Here is a 22349-nt window from a genome sequence, read left to right as displayed (position 1 = left end):
TCTTCATCTGTCGACGATTATCGTGAGCCCCTCCCATGTCCAATCTGAATGACCTCTCGGTCCTGCCGTTGCCGGCCGGGCCTGCCTTGAATGCCGATGAAACCGACGCCCACCTGAGCCTGACCCTGGAAGGCCAGCCGCTGGTGCGTTTGCGCCTTGAGCGGGGCGATGTGTTGCACGTGCATTTGCAGGACGCCAACCACGTCGCGCCAGTGCGTGCCTTATGGGCGGCCAGCTATTGGCTGTTCGTCAAGGAGCCCACGCGCCAGCGCCTGGTCTGGCACCTCGAACATGCCGCCGAAGACGCCTTGCGCAGTGGTCTGCTGGTCGCCACCGAGGTGGCCGGGCAATTTCACTGCGAGCGCACGCTGTTCTGGCAACTGCCCCAACCGTGGCTTGGGCAATCTGTGAGTGGCAGCTACCCGCAGCAGATGGTCATCAGCGATGGCAAGCGCCATCCGGCTCGTGCGCCCAAGCCGCGTGGTGAGGTTTACCGGCGTTTCGATGCGCGCCTGGGCGCGTGGATTTCCCTGCGTACGGTTGAGATCGACGTGGACCTGGCGCGCTTCAACCGCTGGCAGAACAGCGCGCGGGTAGCGAGTTTCTGGCAGGAAAGCGGCAGCCTGGAACAGCACCGCGAATACCTGGACAAGCTGGAAGCCGACCCTCACACCCTCACGCTGATCGGTTGTTTTGACGACGAACCCTTCGCCTATTTTGAAGCCTACTGGGCCAAGGAAGACCGCATCGCACCGTTCTACGACGCGGCCGACTATGACCGTGGCATCCACATGCTGGTGGGCGAAGAACATCACCGCGGCCCGCACAAAGTCGCCAGCTGGTTATCGGCGTTGGTGCACTACCTGTTCCTGGATGACCCGCGCACCCAGCGCGTGGTGGCGGAACCGCGTGCGGATAACGCGAAGATGATCGGGCATATGCAGAACCAGTGCTTTCACTGCGAGAAGGAGTTTGATTTCCCGCACAAGCGGGCGGCGCTGATGATTCTGGGGCGTGAGCGGTTTTTTGACCGGTGTGGGCTGGTCTAAAGCCAGGACGCTCTTTGTAGTGAGCGGGCTTGCCCCGCGCTGGGTGGCGAAGCCGCCCCAAAACCAGGCACCCCGGTCTTACTGATACACCGCGGCGGTCTTATTAGGGCGGCTTCGCCACCCAGCGCGGGGCAAGCCCGCTCACTGCAAGGGCTGTATGTCTTTCACACTCGCCGCGCGAACGTATCGCTATGGCTGCCCGACACCTTGCGGCAATGCACCAGCGCATCGCGAATCATGAAGTTCACCAGCGTCGGCGACACACCCAGTTCCTTGGCGATGTCCTTCTGCGGCACGCCATGCAGGCGGTACATCTCGAACGCGTAACGGGTGCGCTGCGGCAACTCCGTCAGCGCATCGGCGATGTTTTCCAGGGTGTTGAAGTTGATGTGGGAGGTTTCCGGTGAAGCGCCGTGGATGACCACATTCAAGCCTTCCTCTTCCGTCCCCGAATATTTGAGTTCCAGCGCCTGCTTGCGGTAGTGGTCGATCGCCAGGTTGCGCACGATCTGGAACAGGTAGCTGAGCTGGGCCTTGAACGACGAGGTGATCGTCGGTGCCGATTGCAGCCGGAAGTAGGCGTCTTGCACCACGTCTTCGGCGCGTGAGCGACAGCCGGTAATACGTGCTGCGATCTTCACCAGGATCAGTCGGTTGTCGACAAATGCCTGGAGCAGCGGTGAGTCGCACCTGCCTGTGGATACTTGTTCCGTCATGGAATTCACCTTGTTGCCAAATAGGTTAGGGGAGGGCGTCCTTGCTGAGGCCTCCTACACATCGGGCAACAAATTAGGCTTAATGATAATGATTGTCAAATGAGAAGACGAACTAATCTTATGGCTTTCTGAAAGGTGTGAGCCACGTCTCGCTCGTCCCCGGCGACTAATTATTTGCCGCTGCCGTCCGTTCTCATGGGTGACAGGTTCGTTAGTGAAACGGCCTAGGACCAGCACCCGCAGGAGAGCGAGATGGGTTTCTATCGTGCAGATAGCGTGTTTCAGTCTGGAGTCTTCGTGCTATGAGCGCGCCGACTCGATTGCGTCTGTTTTGCCTGCCTTATTCAGGCGCCAGTGCCATGGTGTATGCGCGCTGGCGCCGAGCGCTGCCGGCCTGGTTGCAGGTGTGCCCATTGGAGCTGCCAGGGCGCGGGATGCGCATGGATGAGCCCTTGCAGCGCGACATCAAGACCTTGGCTGCGCAATTGGCCGACGAAATCAGCCACGACCTGAGCGCTCCTTATGCCTTGTTCGGCCATAGCTTGGGCGGCTTGCTGGCGTTCGAACTGGCGCACGCACTGAACGCACGCAATGTGCCTGCGCCCTTGGCGCTGTTTGCCTCCGGCACGGCCGGCCCAGCCCATCGCGATGTCAGTGAGTACGCCATCGAAAAGACCGATGAGCAACTGATCGCCCGCCTGCGCGAGCTGCAAGGCACCGCCGAAGAGGCCCTGGCCAACCCCGAGCTGATGGCGTTGATGCTGCCGATCCTACGCGCCGATTTCCTGCTGTGCGGCAGCTTCACCTATGGCCAGCGCGAGCCGTTGCGCATGCCGATCCACGTGTTTGGCGGCAAACAGGATTCGGTGCGCGCCGACCAGTTGCTCGACTGGCAGACCGACGCCGCCAGCGGCTTCTCCCTGGACCTCTTCGATGGCCACCACTTCTTCCTCGTACAGCACGAAAGCGCGGTGCTGCGCTGTATCCGCCGCTACGCCGACGAGCACCTGGCGCGCTGGCGCAATGGCGTGGCGCGGCAACTGATTGCCGGTTGAACTCCCCCGAATTCCCGATTTCCCCGTAAGCCGATTTCAGGCAGGAACCCCATGATGGACGCCTTCGAACTTCCCCGCACACTGGTCCAGTCCCTTCAACGTCGCGCCGAGCAGACCCCGGACCAGGTGGCCCTGCGCTTCCTCGCCGAGTCCGCCGAGCACAGCGTTGTGCTCAGTTATCGCGACCTCGACCAGCGCGCCCGCACCATCGCCGCCGCCTTGCAGGCCAACGCGGACCTGGGCGACCGTGCGGTGCTGTTGTTCCCCAGTGGCCCGGATTACGTCGCCGCGTTCTTCGGTTGCCTGTATGCCGGGGTGATCGCGGTGCCCGCCTATCCGCCGGAGTCCACCCGCCGTCATCACCAGGAGCGGCTGCTGTCGATCATCGCGGATGCCGAACCGCGCTTGCTGCTGACCATCGCCAGTCTGGCCGAGGGCCTGTCGCAGCTCGAAAATGCACCGCCGGTATTAAGCGTCGACACCTTGCACAATGCCGACCAGTGGGTCGCCCCCGAGCTGCAACCCGACGACATTGCCTTCCTGCAATACACCTCCGGTTCCACTGCATTGCCCAAGGGCGTGCAAGTCAGCCACGGCAACCTGGTGGCCAACGAAGTGCTGATCCGTCGCGGTTTTGGCATCGACCTCAACCCCGACGACGTGATCGTCAGCTGGCTGCCGCTTTACCATGACATGGGCTTGATCGGCGGTTTGCTGCAACCGATTTTCAGCGGCGTGCCGTGCGTGTTGATGTCGCCCGCCTACTTCCTCGGCCGCCCATTGCGCTGGCTCGAAGCAATCAGCGAATACAACGGCACCATCAGTGGCGGCCCGGATTTCGCCTACCGCCTGTGCAGCGAGCGCGTCAGTGAGTCGGCCCTGGAACGCCTGGACTTGAGCAAATGGCGCGTGGCTTATTCCGGTTCCGAACCGATCCGTCTCGACACCCTGGAACGCTTCGCCGAGAAATTCGCCGTTTGCGGTTTCACCCCAGACAACTTCTTTGCCTCCTATGGCCTGGCCGAAGCCACCCTGTTTGTCGCCGGTGGCACCCGTGGCCACGGCATCCCGGCCATGCGCATGGATGAGCAAGCGCTGGCGGCCAATCGTGCCGAGCCGGGGCAGGGCAGTGCAATCATGAGTTGCGGCACCAGCCAGCCCGAACACGCCGTGCTGATCGTTGATCCACACACCTTGAACGAACTGCCAGACAACCGCGTCGGCGAACTCTGGGCCAGCGGCCCGAGCATCGCCCACGGCTACTGGCGCAACCCCGAAGCCACCGCCAAGACCTTCGTCCAGCACGCCGGTCGTACCTGGTTGCGCACCGGTGACTTGGGCTTTATGCGCTTTGGCGAGGTGTACATCACCGGGCGCCTGAAAGACCTGCTGATCGTGCGCGGCCACAACCTGTACCCGCAGGACATCGAGCAAACCATCGAGCGCGAAGTGGAAGTGGTGCGCAAAGGCCGGGTTGCCGCCTTCGCGGTAAATGACCAAGGCCTGGAAGGCATCGGCATCGCCGCCGAGATCAGCCGCAGCGTGCAGAAAATCCTGCCGCCCGACGCACTGATCAAAGCGATTCGCCAAGCGGTTGCCGAGGCCTATCAAGAAGCGCCGAGCGTGGTGGTGCTACTCAATCCGGGCGCGTTGCCCAAGACCTCCAGCGGCAAGGTGCAGCGTGCGGCGTGTGGCCTGCGGCATGCCGATGGCAGTCTCGACAGCTATGCGCAATTCCCTGATCGGCAAGCCTCGGTCAGCGAGGCGGCGTTGGAGTCCGAGCTGCACAACCAGATTGCTGCGATCTGGTGCGAACAGTTGCAGGTCGCAACCGTCGCCGCCGACGATCACTTCTTCCTGCTGGGCGGTAACTCGATCACCGCGACCCAGGTCGTGGCGCGCCTGCGCGAAACCCTGGGCCTGGAACTGAACCTGCGCATGCTGTTCGAAGCGCCGACCCTGGCAGGCTTCGCCACGCAGGTCGCGCAATTGCAGCAAGACGGTGGCGTGGCCCAAGGCGCGATCCAACGCCTGTCGCGCCAGGACGAGCTGCCTCAATCCCTGGCGCAAAACCGCTTGTGGATCACCTGGCAATTGGATCCCCGTAGCAGCGCCTACACCATTCCCGGGGCGCTGCGCTTGCGCGGCGAGTTGGATGAAGACGCGGTGCGTGCCAGCTTCCAGCAACTGGTCCAACGCCACGAAGCCCTGCGCACCCGTTTCTACGAGCGCGACGGCCAGGCCTTCCAGCGCGTCGAGGCCAAGGCGGACTTCGACCTGCAAGTCATCGACCTCAGCGACTTGCCTGCCGCTGAGCGCGAAGCCCGCGCGCAACAAATTCGCGAGGACGAAGCGCGCACCCAGTTCGACCTGGAAAAAGGCCCGCTGCTGTGGGTGACCCTGCTACGCCTGGAGGATGAAGATCACCAACTGCTGGTGACGCTGCACCACATCATTGCCGATGGTTGGTCGCTCAACATTCTGATCGACGAGTTCTCTCGCCTCTATGCGGCCGCGACACAAGGTCAAACCCTTGAACTGCCACCCCTGGCCCTGCAATACGCCGACTACGGCAGCTGGCAGCGCCAATGGCTGGCCGAGGGCGAAGGCCAGCGGCAACTGGCCTACTGGAAGGCACAACTCGGCGAGGAACATCCGACCCTCAGCCTGGCCACCGACCATCCGCGAGCGGCGCAGCAGCGCAACAGCGCTTCGCGGCATAGCGTGCGCGTGAACGCAGGTCTCAGTGAGGCGATTCGCCAGACCGCCCAGGCCCACCAATCCACCCCGTTCATGCTGTTGCTCGCAACGTTCCAGAGCCTGCTCTACCGCTACAGCGGCCAGCGCGATATCCGCATCGGCGTGCCCAATGCCAACCGCCCGCGCCAGGAAACCCAAGGCCTGATCGGTTTCTTTATCAACACCTTGGTGCTGCGCGCCGAACTGGACGGGCGCCTGCCGTTCGATCAATTGCTGGCCGCTACCCGCGAGACCGCGATGGCCGCCCAGGCCCACCAGGACCTGCCGTTCGAGCAACTACTGGAAGCCTTCCCCCAGGCCCGCGAACAAGGCCTGTTCCAGGTCATGTTCAACCACCAGCAACGAGATTTGAGCGCCTTGCGCCGCCTGCCGGGCATGCTCGCCGAGGAGCTGCCGTGGCACAGTCGCGAAGCCAAGTTTGACCTGCAATTGCACAGCGAAGAAGACCGCAACGGGCGCCTGAGCCTGTCGTTCGACTACGCCGACGAACTGTTCGACGCCCGCACCATTGAGCGTCTGGCCGAGCATTTCATCAGCCTACTGCACGCCGTGTGTGACCAGCCCCAGCAAGCCATCGGCGACCTCCAGTTGATGCCGCAAGACGAGCAACACGCGTGGAGCGAAGCGCCGTGTGCTCCGGCCCAGCAATGGCTGCCCGAGTTGCTTAACCAACAGGTTTCGGACGCCACCGCGCTGGTCTGGCAAGACGGCAGCCTGACCTTCGCCCAACTGCACACCCAGGCCAACCGCCTGGCCCATTACCTGCGTGACAAAGGCGTCGGCCCGGACGTGTGCGTGGCCATTGCTGCCGAGCGTTCACCGCAATTGCTGATCGGCCTGCTGGCGATCATCAAGGCCGGCGGCGCCTATGTGCCGCTGGACCCGGATTACCCCGCCGAGCGCCTGGCCTACATGCTCGAGGACAGCGGCGTGCACCTGCTGCTGACCCAGACCGCGTTGCTGGAGCAACTGCCCACCGCCGAAGGCGTGTGCGTGATCGCCATGGACAGCCTGCACCTGGACAGCTGGCCGACCCAACCACCGGGCCTGCACCTGAATGGCGACAACCTGGCCTACGTGATCTACACCTCGGGCTCCACCGGCCAGCCTAAAGGCGTGGGCAATACCCACGCGGCCCTGGCCGAGCGCTTGCAGTGGATGCAAGCCACTTATCAACTCAATGACACCGATGTGCTGATGCAAAAGGCGCCGATCAGTTTTGACGTGTCGGTGTGGGAGTGTTTCTGGCCGCTGATCACCGGTTGCCGCCTGGTGCTGGCCGGCCCCGGCGAACATCGCGACCCGCACCGCATCGCGCAGTTGGTGCAACAACACGGCGTGACCACGCTGCACTTTGTGCCGCCGCTGTTGCAGCTGTTTATCGATGAGCCGCTGGTGGCTGAATGCACCAGCCTGCGTCGCCTGTTCTCCGGCGGCGAAGCCTTGCCAGCCGAGCTGCGCAATCGCGTTTTGGCGCAGTTGCCGGCGGTGCAGTTGCACAACCGGTATGGCCCGACCGAAACCGCGATCAACGTGACCCACTGGCACTGCCGTATTGAAGACGGCGAACGCTCGCCGATTGGCCGGCCGCTGGGCAACGTGATCTGTCGCGTGCTCGACGAGCAACTCAACCCCGTGCCGCTGGGTGTGCCGGGTGAACTGTGCATTGGTGGCATCGGCTTGGCCCGGGGTTACCTCGGCCGGCCTGGCTTGACCGCCGAGAGGTTTGTCGCTGACCACTCGGGCACTCGCCTGTATCGCACCGGTGACCGTGCGCGCTTTAGCGCCGACGGCGTGATCGAATACCTGGGTCGCCTCGACCAGCAGGTCAAGCTGCGCGGTTTCCGTGTGGAGCCAGAAGAAATCGAAGCGCGCCTGCTGGCCCTGGACGGCATCGCCCAAGCCGTGGTGCTGGTGCGGGATGCACAGTTGATCGGCTACTACACCGCCCATGGTGAGCTGGACGAACACCAGATAAAAACCGCTCTGGCCGCCGAACTGCCGGAGTACATGGTGCCCGCGCTGTTGATGCGCCTGGACGCCATGCCCCTGAGCCCCAGCGGCAAGCTGGATCGTCGTGCGCTGCCTGCACCGGTGTGGCAAACCCGCGAACACATCGAGCCCGAAACCGCGCTGCAACAACAAATCGCCGCCATCTGGCGCGAAGTCCTCGGCCTGCCGCGCATCGGCCTGCACGATGATTTCTTCGCCCTTGGCGGGCACTCGTTGCTGGCCACGCAAATCATCTCCCGCACCCGCCAGGCGTGTGACGTCGAACTGCCGTTGCGCACCCTGTTTGAAGCCAGTGAGCTGGGGGCGTTTGCCGAGCAAGTCGAGCGGATCCAGGCGTCGGGCCAGCGCAACCAACAAACCGCGATTGCCAAGGTCGACCGCAGCCAAGCGGTGCCGCTGTCTTACTCCCAGCAGCGCATGTGGTTCCTCTGGCAGATGGAACCGGACAGCCCGGCGTATAACGTCGGCGGCATGGCGCGCCTGCGCGGTGTGCTGGATGTGGGGCGTTTCGAGGCGGCGTTGCAGGCCTTGATCATGCGTCACGAAACCCTGCGCACCACGTTCCCGAGCGTGGATGGCGTTGCCTATCAGAAGGTCTCGGCGCAAACCGGCCTGCGCATGGACTGGCAGGACATCTCGGCGCTGAACGAAATTGAGCGCCAGCAACGTTTGCAGCAACTGGCCGATCATGAAGCCCACACCCCGTTCAACCTGGAAACCGGGCCGTTGCTGCGCGCCTGTGTGGTCAAGGCTGGCGAGCAGGAGCATTACTTGGTGTTGACCCTGCACCATATCGTCACCGAAGGCTGGGCCATGGACATCTTTGCCCGTGAACTCAGTGCGTTGTACGAGGCGTTTATCGATGAGCGCCTGTCGCCGCTGGCGCCGTTGCCGGTGCAATACCTGGATTACAGCGTGTGGCAGCGGCAGTGGCTGGAGTCCGGCGAGCGCCAGCGCCAACTGGATTACTGGACTCAACAACTGGGCAACGAACACCCGCTGCTGGAACTGCCCGGCGACCGTCCACGTCCGCCCGTGCAAAGCCATCAGGGCGAGCTGTACCGCTTCGATTTGAGTGACGACCTGGCCGCCCGCGTGCGTGCCTTCAATGCCGAACGCGGCCTGACCCTGTTCATGACCATGACCGCCACCCTGGCCGTGCTGCTTTACCGCTACAGCGGCCAGACCGACCTGCGCATCGGCGCGCCGGTGGCCAACCGTATTCGCCCGGAAAGCGAAGGACTGATCGGGGCATTCCTCAACACCCAGGTGCTGCGTTGCCAGCTCACTGGGCAGATGAATGTCGCCGAGCTGTTTGAGCAGGTGCGCCACACCGTGATCGAAGGCCAGTCCCATCAGGACCTGCCGTTCGACCACTTGGTGGAGGCGCTGCAACCCACCCGCAGCGCGGCGTACAACCCGCTGTTCCAGGTGATGTGCAACGTGCAGCGCTGGGAATTCCAGCAAAGCCGTCAACTGGCTGGCATGACCGTCGAGTACCTGGCCAACGATGCCCGTGCGACCAAGTTCGACTTGAACCTGGAAGTCACCGACCTCGACCACCGCCTGGGTTGCTGCCTGACCTACAGCACTGACCTGTTCGATGAGCCACGCATTGCACGCATGGCCGAGCATTGGCGCAACCTGCTGGAAGCGTTGATCGCCGATCCGCAACAGCGCCTCAGTGAGTTGCCATTGCTCACCGCCGTTGAGCAAAAAGCTTTGCAAGACAGCTTGGGAATCGAAAAGGGCGAGCACCGCCTCGACCAGTGCATCCACACGTTGTTCAGCCAGCAGGCCGCAGTCCGTGGCGATGCGCCTGCGCTGACTTTCGCGGGTGAAACCCTGAGCTACCGCGAACTGGACGAGCGCGCCAACCGTCTGGCCTGGATGCTGCGCGAGCGCGGCGTCGGTCCGCAGGTGCGCGTCGGCCTGGCGTTGCCGCGTTCCCTGGAAATGGTGGTCGGCCTGCTGGCGATCCTCAAGGCCGGTGGCGCTTATGTGCCGCTGGACCCGGAATACCCGCTCGACCGCCTGCACTACATGATCGAAGACAGCGGCATCGGCCTGTTGCTCAGCGATGCGGCAATGTTCGAAGCCCTCGGCGAACTGCCAGTCAGCGTGGCGTGCTGGTGCCTGGAAGATGACCTGCCGGTACTCGCCAATTACCCGTCCAGCGAGCTGCCGTTTATCAGCTTGCCGCAGCATCAGGCGTACTTGATCTACACCTCGGGCTCCACCGGCAAGCCGAAGGGCGTGGTGGTGTCCCACGGTGAAATCGCCATGCATTGCGCGGCGGTGATCGAACGTTTTGGTATGCGCCCGGATGACTGCGAGCTGCACTTCTATTCGATCAACTTCGACGCCGCCACCGAGCGTCTGCTGGTGCCGTTGCTCAGCGGTGCGCAGGTGGTGCTGCGTGCCCAAGGCCAGTGGGATGCGGAAGAGATCTGCGGGCTGATCCGCACCCATCGCATCAATATTCTCGGCTTCACCCCAAGCTACGGCAGCCAGTTGGCGCAGTGGCTGGCGACCCAACAGCAAACCTTGCCGGTGCGCATGTGCATCACCGGTGGCGAGGCGCTGACCGGTGAGCATTTGCAGCGCATTCGTGCCGCGTTCCAGCCCCAGGTGTTCTTTAATGCCTATGGCCCGACTGAAACCGTGGTGATGCCGCTGGCCAGCCTGGCACCGGAGCAACTGGAGGAGGGCGCTGGCAGCGTGCCGATTGGCAGCATCATCGGCGCCCGTGTGGCGTACATCCTCGATGCCGACCTGGCGTTGGTGCCGCAAGGTGCGACGGGCGAGTTGTACGTTGGCGGCGCGGGTTTGGCCCAGGGGTATCACGAGCGTCCGGGCATGACGGCGGAGCGCTTTGTGGCCGATCCGTTTGCCAGCAACGGCGGCCGCCTGTACCGCACCGGCGACCTGGTGCGCCAACGCGCCGATGGCTTGGTGGAGTACCTGGGGCGTATCGACCATCAGGTGAAGATTCGCGGTTTCCGTATCGAGCTGGGGGAGATTGAAACTCGTCTGCTGGAACACGCGGCGGTGCGCGAAGCGGTGGTACTGGCGCTGGATTCGCCGAGCGGCAAACAGCTGGTGGCCTACCTGGTCAGCGACGCCGAACACGGCGCTTTGCGGGATGCGCTGAAAGCGCACCTCAAGGCGCAACTGCCGGACTACATGGTGCCCGCGCACTTGATCGTGCTGGACGCTATGCCGCTGACCGCCAACGGCAAACTCGACCGCCGCGCCTTGCCGCAGCCGGACCCGGAGGCCAATCGCCAACAGTACGTGGCGCCGCGCAATGAGCTGGAACAGACCCTCGCGGCCATCTGGGCAGCGGTGTTGAATGTGCAGCAAGTCGGCCTCGACGATAACTTCTTCGAACTGGGCGGCGATTCGATCCTGTCGATCCAGGTGGTCAGCCGTGCGCGACAGGCCGGGATTCATTTCAGCCCACGGGATTTGTTCCAGCACCAGACCGTGCAAACCCTGGCCGCCGTCGCCACGCGCTCCGAGCGGGTTACCGCCGAGCAAGGTGTGTTGACAGGCAGCTCGGGCCTCACGCCGATCCAGCACTGGTTCTTCGACACTGACATTCCCAAGCGTCAGCACTGGAATCAGGCGCTGGTGCTCAAGCCGCTGCAACTGCTGGAACCCCATCGCCTGGAGCAAGCGTTGCTGGCGGTACTGGAACATCACGACGCCTTGCGCCTGAGCTTCACCCAGCGCGACGCCCAATGGCACGCCGAACACTTGGCTGTGCCTCACGGCGGCGTGCTGATGCAGGCCCAGGTGCGTGACATGCAACAGTGTACCGCCCTGTTCACCGACACCCAGCGCAGCCTCGACCTGGCACACGGCCCGCTGTTGCGCGCCCTGCTGGTGGACGGCCCTGAAGGCCAGCAACGCCTGCTGATCGCGATCCATCACCTGGTGGTGGACGGCGTGTCGTGGCGCGTGTTGTTGGAGGATCTGCAAACGGTCTACCGCCAGTTGAGCGAGGGCCAGTCCGTCAGCCTGCCGGCCAAGACCAGCGCACTGCGCGATTGGGCCGCCCGTTTGCAGGCGTACGCCGGCAGCGAATCCCTGCGCGAAGAACTGAACGTATGGCAGGCGCAATTGGCCGGCCCGGTCGTGGCGTTGCCGGTGGATCGCCCACAGGGTTCGACGCGCAACCGCGATGCCGACACCGTCAGCGTGCGCCTGGATGCCGAACACACCCGCCAGTTGCTGCAACAGGCGCCAAGCGCCTATCGCACCCAGGTCAACGACCTGTTGCTGACCGCCCTGGCCCGTGTGTTGTGCCGCTGGAGCGGACACGCTTCGGCGCTGATCCAACTGGAAGGCCACGGCCGCGAAAGCCTGTTCGATGACATCGACCTGACCCGCAGTGTCGGCTGGTTCACCAGTGCCTATCCACTGCGCCTGACCCCGGTGCAGATCGAAGAGGCGGCCGGGCAGGGCGCCTCGATCAAGGCGATCAAGGAGCAACTGCGCGGCGTGCCGCACAAAGGCCTCGGCTATGGCGTGCTGCGCTACCTGGCCGACGCGCAGACCCGGCAAACCATGGCCGCGCTGCCAACCGCCGATATCACCTTCAACTACCTCGGCCAGTTCGACCAGAGCTTCGGCAGTGACGCGCTGTTCCACCCGCTGGACGAGTCCGCCGGGCTGGCCCATGACCCGGAGGCGCCGCTGCCCAATGCCCTGAGCGTCGACAGCCAGGTCTACGGCGGTGAGCTGGTGCTGCGCTGGACCTTCAGCCGTGAGCGTCATGACCCGCAAACCATCCGCGAATTGGCCGAGGCCTACCTCGCCGAACTGCACAGCCTGGTCGCCCACTGCCTCAAGGATGACGCCGGTGGCCTCACGCCGTCCGACTTCCCGCTGGCGCAGCTGACCCAGCCGCAATTGGATGCGTTGCCGGTACCGGCCAGCGCCATCGAGGACGTCTACCCGCTGACACCGATGCAGGAAGGTCTGCTGCTGCACACCCTGCTGGAACCGGGCACCGGCCTGTACTACATGCAGGACCGCTACCGCATCAACAGCGCCCTCGACCCCGAGCGTTTTGCCCAGGCGTGGCAAGCGGTGATCGCCCGTCACGAAGCCCTGCGCGCCTCGTTCTGCTGGAACGTCGGCGAGGACATGCTGCAAGTGATTCATAAGCCGGGTAGCACGCCGATTGAATACCTGGATTGGAGCAACGACCCGGAAGATGAACAGGAGCCGCGCCTGCAAGCGTTGCTCAAGTCCGAGCGCGAAGCGGGTTTCGATCTGCTCAACCAGGCGCCGTTCCACCTGCGCTTGATCCGCGTCGGCGCCGAGCGCTACTGGTTCATGATGAGCAACCACCACATCCTCATCGATGCGTGGTGCCGTTCGCTGCTGATGAATGACTTCTTCGAGCTCTACATGGCCCTCGGCGAAGGCCGCGACGCGCAACTGGCCACGCCGCCGCGCTATCGCGATTACATCGCCTGGCTGCAACGCCAGAATTTGAATGAAGCACGCCAGTGGTGGCAGCAGAACCTGCGAGGCTTCGAGCGCACTACGCCGATTCCGAGCGACCGGCCCTTTATGCGTGATCACGCGGGCCACGGCGGCATGGTGGTGGGCGATTGCTACACCCGTCTCGATGCCCGTGACGGCGCGCAATTGCGTGAGCTGGCCCAGGCCCATCAACTGACCGTCAACACTTTCGCCCAAGCGGCGTGGGCGTTGGTGCTGCGCCGCCTGAGCGGCGATCGTGATGTGCTGTTCGGCGTTACCGTGGCCGGGCGACCGGTGGAAATGCCCGAGATGCAACGCACCGTCGGCCTGTTCATCAACAGTATTGCGCTGCGGGTGAAGCTGCCCGAGGACGATCAGAAGTGCAGCGTGCGCCAATGGCTGAGCGGCCTGCTCGACAGCAATATGCAACTGCGCGAGTACGAATACCTGCCGCTGGTGACCATCCAGGAACACAGCGAACTGCCCAAGGGCCAGCCGCTGTTCGACAGCCTGTTCGTGTTCGAAAACGCCCCGGTGGAAGTCTCGGTGCTGGACCGCGCACAAAGCCTGAATGCCACCTCGGACTCTGGCCGTACTCACACCAACTTCCCGCTGACGGCGGTGTGCTACCCCGGTGATGACCTGGGCTTGCACCTGTCCTACGACCAGCGCTACTTCGACGAAAGTACCGTGCAAGGCATGCTCGGCGAGTTCAAGCGCCTGCTGCTGGCGCTGGTGCAGGGCTTCCATGGCGACATGGCCGAGCTGCCGCTGATTGGCGAGCAGGAACGTGAGTTCCTGGTGGACGGCTGCAACCAGAGCGCGCACGCGTATCCGCTGGAGCGCAGCTACGTCGAACTGTTCGAAGCCCAGGTGGCCGCGCATCCACAGCGTATCGCCGCCAGTTGCCTCGACCAGCAATGGACCTATGACGAACTGAACCGCCGCAGTAACGGCCTGGGCCATGCCTTGATCGCAGCGAGCGTTGGCCTGGACCAACCGGTGGCGTTGCTGGCCGAGCGCAACCTCGACCTGCTGGGCATGATCATCGGCAGCTTCAAGGCCGGCGCCGGTTACTTGCCGTTGGACCCTGGCCTGCCCAGCCAGCGCTTGCGCAGCATCATCGACCTGAGCCGTACGCCGCTGCTGGTATGCACCGAGGCGTGTCGCGAGCAGGCCATTGCGTTGCTGGAAGGCTTCGATTGCTCATTGCTGGTGTGGGAGGAAATCCCGGCGCGTGGCGAAAACCCAGGTGTCTATAGCGCCCCGGACAACCTCGCCTACGTGATCTACACCTCGGGCTCCACTGGCCTGCCCAAAGGCGTGATGGTGGAACAGCGCGGCATGCTCAATAACCAACTGAGCAAGGTGCCGTACCTGGACCTGAGTGAGGCGGATGTGATCGCCCAGACCGCCTCGCAAAGCTTCGATATTTCCGTGTGGCAGTTCCTCGCCGCGCCGTTGTTTGGTGCGCGGGTGGACATTGTGCCGAACACGCTGGCCCATGATCCGCAAGGCTTGCTGGAGCATGTCCAGGCGCAGGGCATCACGGTGCTGGAGAGCGTGCCGTCACTGATCCAGGGCATGCTCGCCCAGGACCGCATCAACCTCGACGGCCTGCGCTGGATGCTGCCGACCGGTGAAGCGATGCCACCGGAGCTGGCGCACCAATGGTTGCAACGTTATCCGCAGATTGGCCTGGTGAATGCCTATGGTCCGGCGGAATGCTCGGACGATGTGGCGTTCTACCGCGTCGACCTGGCCTCGACCCGTGGCACTTATCTGCCGATTGGTACGCCCACCGACAACAACCGCCTGTACCTGCTCAATGGCGCGCTGGAGCTGGTGCCCCAAGGCGCAGTCGGCGAGCTGTGCGTGGCGGGCACCGGGGTGGGGCGCGGTTATGTCAGCGACCCACTGCGCACTGCACCGGTGTTTGTGCCGAACCCGTTCGGTGCGCCGGGCGAACGCCTGTATCGCACCGGCGACCTGGCGCGCCGCCGCAGTGACGGCGTGCTGGAATACGTCGGGCGTATCGACCATCAAGTGAAGATTCGCGGCTACCGCATCGAACTGGGTGAAATCGAAGCGCGCCTGCATGAGCAACCGGAAGTTCGCGATGGAGCGGTGGGCGTGCAGGAGGGCGTCAACGGCAAGCACCTGGTGGGCTATCTGGTGGCCGCCGACACCGCGCTGAGCCCCGGCGAACGCCTGGACCGCATCAAGCAACGCTTGCGCGCCGAACTGCCGGAATACATGGTGCCGCTGCACTGGCTATGGCTTGAACGCCTGCCGCTGAATGCCAACGGCAAACTCGACCGCAAGGCGTTGCCCGATCTGGAAATCGGCCAATTGCACAGCCAGGACTACCTGGCGCCGCGTACCGAACTGGAAACCACGTTGGCCGCGATCTGGGCTGAGGTGCTGAAGGTTGAACGGGTAGGGGTGCAGGACAACTTCTTCGAACTGGGCGGGCACTCGTTGCTGGCCACGCAAATTGCCTCGCGGGTGCAGAAGACCTTGCAACGGGATGTGCCGCTCAGGGCGATGTTCGAATGCAGCACGGTGGCGGAGCTGGCCGAGTATATCGAGGGGCTGGCGGCCAATGAGATCAGTGCGGAGAAGGTGGATCGGTTGAGTGATTTGATGGCTGAACTGGAGGGGCTTTAATCTTCATTGCCTGTGAGGGCCTCATCGGGGGCCAGTCGAATCGTCGCACCGCCCCTCCCACACTTGAATGTATTCACAGGTCAAAATGTGGGAGGGGGCTTGCCCCCGATGAGGCCCTCACAGGCGCCGCTTATTTCGGCCCCATGATCTTGGCCAACTTCTCCGGCGACGGCGCCCCCTGCTGTTGCTGCAACCCACCCTTGTCATCCAGATAAAAAATCGCCGGCGTCGCCGACAACTCCAATTCATCCATCAACTTCATATTGGCATCGAGCTTGGCCTCGATGTTTGCCGGGATCTTGGCCAGCGGCTGCAACTTGCTGCCCTTGCCGGCGGCCTCATGTTCTTCCAGCGCCTTTTGCGGGTCTTTTGCCGCGAACAATGCCGCCGATTTTGCCGCGCTGTCTTCGCGGATAATGCCGACCATGATGTGGCGCAACTGCACCTTACCGGCCTTCACCCAAGGACGGGCCTGTTCCCAGAACATGTTGCAATAGGGGCAGTTGGGGTCGCTGAACAGGTAGACGATGCGTGGCGCCTTGACGTCGCCGTCCTGGATCCAGCTGCTTTTTTCCATCTTGGCCCAGACTTCCTTGGCCATCGGCGCGTACACCAGTTTTTCCAGGGGCGCGCTGCTCAGGTCGTTGCCTTGGGCATCGTACAGGTTGCCGGCGATCACGCTGTTGCCGTCGGCGGTCAGGTACAGCGCCATGCCACGGTTCTGGTATTGCGCGGCGTAGCCGGTGAGCCCACTGGGAGCGTCGAATTTGCCGAGGATCTTGGCGCCCTTGGCTTCGATCTGTTTGATCGGTGCGGGCCAGTCTTCGGCATGGGCCAGGGTGACCGCCAGCGTCAGCGGTAGTGAGATCAGCAGGTGGCGGAGGCTTGGCATGTCGGTTTCCTTGTTGTGGCGGTGTCGAAGGGTTCCATGGCGCGGGCCAGGCTGGCGTGTGACAACTCGCCCAGGTGGCTGTTGATCAGGCGCCCATCGGCTTGGTAGAACAGGGTGGTGGGCAAGGCCATGGAGCCCACGGCCTGGCCGAGGCGGCCGCTGGCGTCGAACAGCACGTTATCCAGGGTCAGGCCTTGGGTGGCGAGGAAGGTACTGACGCTTTGCATGCTCTCGGCCTGGTTGACGAACAGGAAGGTCACGTCAGGGCGTTGGTGTTGTGCGCGTTCCAGCACCGGCATTTCGCGTCGGCACGGTGGGCACCAGGTGGCCCACAGGTTGATCACCAGCGGGCCGCCTTTGTAGTCGGCCAATTGCACCACGTCGCCATTGGCATTGCGCAGGGTGATGTCGGGCAGCTGCGAGCCCTTGTCGTACAGGTTCAGTGCCAGGCTGGCCATGCCCCAGAACACCAGGCCAGTGATGACCCCGGCGCTCAGCGGCGTGCGCAGGGGCGGGCGGCGCCAGCCGTAGGCCAGCGCGCCGAGGATCAGCACGATCACGCCGGGCCAGGCGAGAAAGCCGCCATCGCGCAGGTCGACCATTTGCAGCCAGTCGTTGCTGTACTCATCCCAGTACATCAATACAAAGCTGATGCGCGCCGCCAGCATGCCCAGCAGGAACAGGCTGAACAGCACCGATTCCGGGTTTTCACCGCCGCGCTTGGCCACGCGCCAGCCCACCAGGGTGGCGAGGATCAGCGCACTGATCAGCAGGATATGGTTCAGGGCGATGGCGAAGGTGCCGATGGTCAGGGTCAGCATCAGGGCGCGTCTCGAGTTTGCGTCCAGCGTTGCAGGAAAGCGGCGGCATCCACTTCGCCGGTGATGCGTTGGGCGCGGCGTTCTTCGCCGTCCGGGCCGATCCACACAAAGCTCGGTGGCCCCGGCACTTTGTAGCGGCCGAGCAGCTCGCGGCTGGCGGCGTTGTCGGCGGTGACGTCCAGGCGCAGCAGGCGCACGTCTTTCAACGCGTCCATCACCTCGGGTTTGCCGAACACCTGTTTTTCCATGATCTTGCACGACACGCACCAGTCGGCGTAGTAGTCCACCAGCACCCATTGGCCCTGGACCTTGGCGCTGTCGAGCTGGCTTTGCAGGATGGCCGGGTCGCTGATGGTCATAAAGGCGTCGTGGGCGCTGGCGCTGTCGGCAACGCGAGAGCCGCTGTAGACCTTCAACGGTTGCCACAGGTCATCGCTGCCACCGGCCGCGCCCACCACCAACACCGCGCCCCACAGGCCCAACAGCAGGGACCCGGCGCCGAACACCTTGGCGGCCAGGCCGTATTCGCGAGCGAGGGTCCAACCGCAGTAAGCCATTACCAGGGCCAATGCGCCCCACAGGCCGATCCACAGGCTTTCACCGATCACCGGGCGAATCATCAGCACGGCGGTGCCGAGGAACAGGAAGCCGAAGATGCCCTTGAGCACGTTCATCCAGGTGCCGGGTTTAGGCAGGAAGCGGTTGCCCACGGTCACCAGCAACAACAGCGGGATGCCGATGCCGATGCCCATGGCGAACAGGATCAGGCCGCCATGCAGCGCGTTACCGCTTTGGGCGATATACAGCAGGGCACCGGCGAGGGGCGCGGTCATGCACGGGCCGACCAGCAGGCCGGAGAGTGCGCCGAGAATCCCCGCGCCCACCAGGCTGCCGCCGCTTTGCTGGCGGCTGACGGTGTCCAGGCGATCACGCAGGAAGGCCGGCAGTTGCAGTTCAAAAAAACCGAACATCGGCAGGGCAAGGATCACGAACAACGCGGCGAAACTGCCGAGGATCCACGGCGTTTGCAGCCAGGCCGCGAGGTTGCCGCCCAGTAGCGCCGCGAGTACACCGAGGGCTGCATACACCAACGCCATGCACACCACATAGCTGCTGGCCAGGGCAAAACCGCGACGCGGGCTGGCGCCACTGCCGACCACCAGGCCAGCAAGAATCGGCAACATCGGCAGCGAGCAAGGGGCGAAGGCCAACAGCAGGCCCAGGCCAAAGAAAATCAGCAGGCTCCACCCCAGGCTGCGCTGTTGCAGGCCACTGGCCAGGCTCTGGTCCTGGGCTTCGGCGGTGGCCGCCACGGCGGGATTACCGCCCAGGTCCACGGTGATCGACTGCGGCGGGTAGCACAGGCCTGCATCGGCGCAGCCCTGCCAGCCCAGCTTGACCTGGCCGGTGACGCCGGCGGGGATCTTCACTTCCAGGCCCTGGCGATACACTTCTTGGTCGCCGAAGAACTCATCGCTATGGGCTTCACCCTGAGGCAGCGTCGGTTTCTCGGCCAGGCCGTCGAATTTCATGCGCTGTTTGTACAGGTAATAACCGTCGGCAATCTGCCAATACAGCTGGGTCTCGCCGCTTTCGAGACGTTCGGAGGTAAAGGTGAAGGCCTTGCCCACCGGGAGGAAATCGGGTTTGGTCTCAAACGGGTTGCCCGGTGACGCTTGGGCGAATCCCGCGAACAACACCAGCAGAAAGGTAAACAGATGCCGCATGGTCAAGCCTTAGTTCGTTGCAAGTAGGCACACAATGTGTGGCGTTGATTAACCGATGATTAACCGGGCGCTATTCTAGAGTGTAGGGAATGTCTGATGTTGCGAACTTTGGCGGCATAATGCGCGCTTAATCTGTGCCTTTTCTAATCCCCCCATCTTTCATGAAGGGTTCAGCATGCACGTACTGGTCTGCGAAGACGACGAACTGATCGCCAGCGGCATCGTGGCCGGCCTCACCGCCCAGGGGTTTACCGTGGAGCGTGTGGGCACGGCGGCGGCGGCGCGGGCCATGCTCAAGGCCGCTACGTTCGACATCATGGTGCTCGACCTCGGCCTGCCGGATGAGGACGGCCTCAAGTTGCTGCAACAACAGCGCAGCCAGGGCCTGGAAATCCCCGTGCTGATCCTCACCGCACGGGACTCGGTGACCAACCGTGTCGACGGCCTGCAAGCCGGGGCCGATGACTATCTGCTCAAACCCTTCGACCTGCGCGAACTCGCCGCACGCCTGCAAACCCTGCTGCGACGGGTGGCGGGGCGCAGTGTCAACCTGATCGAACATGGTCGCCTGGCGTACGACCCGAGCAGCCGCGAAACCTTTCTGGGCGGCGAGCCGGTGGATTTGTCCCGTCGCGAACAGGCCCTGCTGCAAGCACTGCTGCACAACAAGGGCCGCGTTCTGTCCAGCGAACAGCTCAAGGACAGCGTCTACGGCTTCAACGATGAGCTGGAAAGCAATGCCCTCAACGTGCACATCCACCACCTGCGGCGCAAATTGGGCAACGGCATCGTCGAGACCGTACGCGGCCTCGGCTATCGCCTGGGGCCGGCGGATGGCGGGGACGACGCCTCGTGAAAAGCCTGCGCCTGCGCCTCACGTTCAAGCTGGGCGCCGCTTTTGTATTGATCTGGGCCTTGGCCGCCGCCTGGATGCTCAACGACTTGCGCAACCAGATGATGTTCTCCCTCGACCAACGGCTGGTGGCCTCCGCGCGCATGGTGGCCGGGCTGACCGAGCAGATGCCGGGCCTGGCCAGTGTCAGCGGTGGCGCGCATTTCAGCGCCGAACAACTGCATGTGCCGGGCGGCATGGCGTGCCAGGTCAGCTCGTTGCGCGGGGAAATCCTGGCGCGTAGCCATACCACCCCGGATGAAGGCCTGGAGTCGCGCAAGAGCGGCTTTCGTGACCAGGTGATCGACGGTGTCGGCTGGCGCAGCTTCACACTGTCCCGTGGCGACCTGCTGATTACCACCGCCGACCGCCAGGTAGAGCGCGAGGCGCTGAACCTGTCGATCCTGCTGGCGGCGTCGGTGCCGGTGGGCGTGGCGATGCTGGGTTGCCTGTGCTTGCTGTGGCTGGGCATCGGCCAGAGCCTGCTGCCGCTCAACCGCATGCGCGATGCGCTGATGCGTCGCAGCGCCGACTCCCTCGAACCGTTGCAGATTCACCCGCTGCCCAGTGAACTCAAGCCGCTGCTGGACACCCAGAATCAGTTACTGCAACGCATCGCCAAGACCATCGAACGCGAACGTCGCCTCACCGGCGATGCCGCCCACGAACTGCGCAGCCCGTTGACGGCGATCAAGACCCACCTGCAAGTGGCGCGCATGACCGAAGGCGCCGCCCGCGACCAGTCGCTGGCCCACGCCGAGGAAGGCGCCGACCGCCTGCACCGCACGCTTGAGCAATTGCTCTTGCTGGCACGCGTCGAGGGCAGCCTGTCGTTCGACGATGGCCTGCAGTCCAGCACGGAGGACGTGGCACGCTTGGCCATCGAAGATGCCAATGCCGGCGACAACCAGCGCATCGACCTGATTCTGCCGGACAACCTCAGCGACACGCCGGTGGAAATGCCGGTCGGCCTGGCCGTTGCCGCCTTGCGGAACCTGCTGGATAACGCCCTGCGCCATACCCCGGCAGACACCCGTGTGGAACTCAGCGTGTTTACCGCCGACGATCACGTGGTCTTTCGCGTGCGTGACCACGGCAAGCAAATTTCCGCCGAAGACCTGCAATACCTGACCCAACGCTTCTGGCGCAATGGCAACAGCGAAGGCTGCGGACTGGGCCTGGCCATCGTGCAAGCGATTGTGCAGCGCTGTTCCTGCTCGCTGAAATTCGACAGTCAAGCCGATGGCCTGCGCGTCGAGCTGGGTATGCCGCTGCGCCGCTGATCACTTTTCTTTCACGTGCCAAATAGTTACCGCCTCCTCAAGGTGCAAGCCTTCAGGATGGCGGTAATTTTTTTGCGCTTGAACGGGCTGAAAGACTCGGCCTGCATTGAAAAGGACGGTTCTCATGTTGGTCATCGATACCAGTTTTCCTGCCAAAGGCTTCAACGAACGCAACGGTGAAGCCGCGCAGCAAGTGATCGTGCATTACACCGCTGCACCCTTTGCTGCGTCCCTGCGCACCCTGACCGAAGACGGGGTCAGCGCGCACTATTTGCTACCCGACCCTGAAGAGTCCAGCTACCGCGCCGCCGGTTATGACGAGTTGCGGGTGTTTCGCCTGGTCGACGAGGACAAGCGCGCCTGGCATGCGGGGGTCAGCCAATGGGGCGGCCGCGATAATCTCAACAGCCGCGCGATTGGCATCGAGATCGTCAACCTGGCACGGGATGAGGCTGGCATGTTCACGTTTCCTGCGTACGAGGAGGAACAGATCCAGGTGCTGGTCGCGCTGCTTCGCGACATCCTCGGGCGCTTTGCGCAGATCGGTCCTACGGACATCCTCGGGCATTCAGATGTGGCGTATTGGCGCAAGAGCGATCCCGGCCCTCGGCTGCCGTGGCGGCGCCTGTACGAAGCGGGTATAGGCGCCTGGTTTGATGAGCCGACGCGGGCGATGTACCAGCGCCGCTTTTGTGTCGGGTTACCACCGGAAGTGGAGGTGGAGCGGGCGTTTCAGCGCTATGGCTATAAGCCGGCGCAGAATCGCCAGGCGTTTGAACTCAGGACGCGGGCGTTTCAGATGCATTTCCGGCCACGGGACTTTTGCGGGTTTCTGGATGCAGAGACTTGCGCGATTCTGTATGCCCTGAATGAAAAGTACCGCGGACTGTAACGTCGTACTCGGTCAAATGTGGGAGGGGGCATGCCCCAATGCCTGTCAGTTAAGGAAACAGCAGATGAGCGGCTTTC

General features: G+C 63.5%; 10 protein-coding genes. 6 read left to right on the top strand and 4 right to left on the bottom strand.

Annotation, left to right across the window (positions count from 1 at the left end):
- The first annotated feature begins 35 nt into the window (after positions 1 to 35).
- A complete protein-coding gene (locus tag DYL61_RS22265; RefSeq protein ID WP_135310119.1) occupies positions 36 to 1049 on the top strand; it encodes a GNAT family N-acetyltransferase in 1014 nt (337 codons plus the stop codon).
- A gap of 164 nt (positions 1050 to 1213) precedes the next feature.
- Here DYL61_RS22265 and DYL61_RS22260 read toward each other — a convergent pair whose 3' ends face one another.
- Entirely contained in the window at positions 1214 to 1765 is a 552-nt protein-coding gene (locus tag DYL61_RS22260; RefSeq protein ID WP_005789991.1) for an RNA polymerase factor sigma-70, read from the bottom strand.
- Positions 1766 to 2067: 302 nt separating this feature from the next.
- Between DYL61_RS22260 and DYL61_RS22255 the strand changes: the two genes are divergently transcribed.
- Together DYL61_RS22255 and DYL61_RS22250 are read left to right on the top strand one after the other, a co-directional pair.
- A complete protein-coding gene (locus tag DYL61_RS22255; protein ID WP_135310118.1) occupies positions 2068 to 2820 on the top strand; it encodes a thioesterase II family protein in 753 nt (250 codons plus the stop codon).
- Between the two features lie 51 nt (positions 2821 to 2871).
- A complete protein-coding gene (locus DYL61_RS22250) occupies positions 2872 to 15765 on the top strand; it encodes a non-ribosomal peptide synthetase (protein WP_135310117.1) in 12894 nt (4297 codons plus the stop codon).
- A gap of 130 nt (positions 15766 to 15895) precedes the next feature.
- On the opposite strand, the gene dsbG is transcribed toward DYL61_RS22250, so the two are convergent.
- The 3 genes from dsbG to dsbD are packed head-to-tail and all read right to left on the bottom strand — an operon-like array spanning position 15896 to position 19205.
- Positions 15896 to 16657 (bottom strand): thiol:disulfide interchange protein DsbG, encoded by a 762-nt coding sequence (dsbG, locus tag DYL61_RS22245; protein WP_135310116.1) that lies wholly within the window; start codon positions 16655 to 16657, stop codon positions 15896 to 15898.
- Complete coding sequence (locus tag DYL61_RS22240) at positions 16633 to 17478, bottom strand: TlpA disulfide reductase family protein (protein WP_135310115.1); 846 nt, start codon at positions 17476 to 17478, stop codon at positions 16633 to 16635. The genes dsbG and DYL61_RS22240 overlap by 25 nt, the downstream gene beginning before the upstream one ends.
- Positions 17478 to 19205, bottom strand: a complete 1728-nt coding sequence (dsbD, locus tag DYL61_RS22235) for a protein-disulfide reductase DsbD (protein WP_135310114.1) — start codon at positions 19203 to 19205, stop codon at positions 17478 to 17480. The genes DYL61_RS22240 and dsbD overlap by 1 nt, the downstream gene beginning before the upstream one ends.
- A gap of 175 nt (positions 19206 to 19380) precedes the next feature.
- On the opposite strand from dsbD, the gene DYL61_RS22230 reads away from it, so the two are divergent.
- The 3 genes from DYL61_RS22230 (at position 19381) to DYL61_RS22220 (ending at position 22272) form a co-directional block, all read left to right on the top strand.
- On the top strand, positions 19381 to 20061 hold the full coding sequence (locus DYL61_RS22230; protein WP_105694910.1) for a response regulator: 681 nt from the start codon (positions 19381 to 19383) through the stop codon (positions 20059 to 20061).
- Positions 20058 to 21380: an ATP-binding protein gene (locus DYL61_RS22225; RefSeq protein WP_135310113.1), complete on the top strand. Its 1323-nt coding sequence runs from the start codon at positions 20058 to 20060 to the stop codon at positions 21378 to 21380. Before DYL61_RS22230 ends, DYL61_RS22225 begins: the two co-directional genes overlap by 4 nt.
- A gap of 124 nt (positions 21381 to 21504) precedes the next feature.
- Positions 21505 to 22272, top strand: coding sequence for an N-acetylmuramoyl-L-alanine amidase (locus tag DYL61_RS22220; protein ID WP_135310112.1), 768 nt, complete (start codon positions 21505 to 21507; stop codon positions 22270 to 22272).
- Positions 22273 to 22349 lie beyond the last annotated feature (77 nt).

This window comes from Pseudomonas nabeulensis, from assembly GCF_004682045.1.
In the GTDB taxonomy this organism is placed as follows: domain Bacteria; phylum Pseudomonadota; class Gammaproteobacteria; order Pseudomonadales; family Pseudomonadaceae; genus Aquipseudomonas; species Aquipseudomonas nabeulensis.
Note: the sequence above shows the minus strand (reverse complement) of the source record. Positions and strands in the feature narration are given on the sequence as shown.

What these genes read in the sequence shown, in the direction of transcription:
- DYL61_RS22265 (WP_135310119.1), top strand. Translation starts at nt 36, where the DNA reads ATGTCCAATCTGAATGACCTCTCGGTCCTGCCGTTGCCGGCCGGGCCT.
- DYL61_RS22260 (WP_005789991.1), bottom strand. Translation starts at nt 1,765, where the DNA reads ATGACGGAACAAGTATCCACAGGCAGGTGCGACTCACCGCTGCTCCAG.
- DYL61_RS22255 (WP_135310118.1), top strand. Translation starts at nt 2,068, where the DNA reads ATGAGCGCGCCGACTCGATTGCGTCTGTTTTGCCTGCCTTATTCAGGC.
- DYL61_RS22250 (WP_135310117.1), top strand. Translation starts at nt 2,872, where the DNA reads ATGATGGACGCCTTCGAACTTCCCCGCACACTGGTCCAGTCCCTTCAA.
- dsbG (WP_135310116.1), bottom strand. Translation starts at nt 16,657, where the DNA reads ATGCCAAGCCTCCGCCACCTGCTGATCTCACTACCGCTGACGCTGGCG.
- DYL61_RS22240 (WP_135310115.1), bottom strand. Translation starts at nt 17,478, where the DNA reads ATGCTGACCCTGACCATCGGCACCTTCGCCATCGCCCTGAACCATATC.
- dsbD (WP_135310114.1), bottom strand. Translation starts at nt 19,205, where the DNA reads ATGCGGCATCTGTTTACCTTTCTGCTGGTGTTGTTCGCGGGATTCGCC.
- DYL61_RS22230 (WP_105694910.1), top strand. Translation starts at nt 19,381, where the DNA reads ATGCACGTACTGGTCTGCGAAGACGACGAACTGATCGCCAGCGGCATC.
- DYL61_RS22220 (WP_135310112.1), top strand. Translation starts at nt 21,505, where the DNA reads ATGTTGGTCATCGATACCAGTTTTCCTGCCAAAGGCTTCAACGAACGC.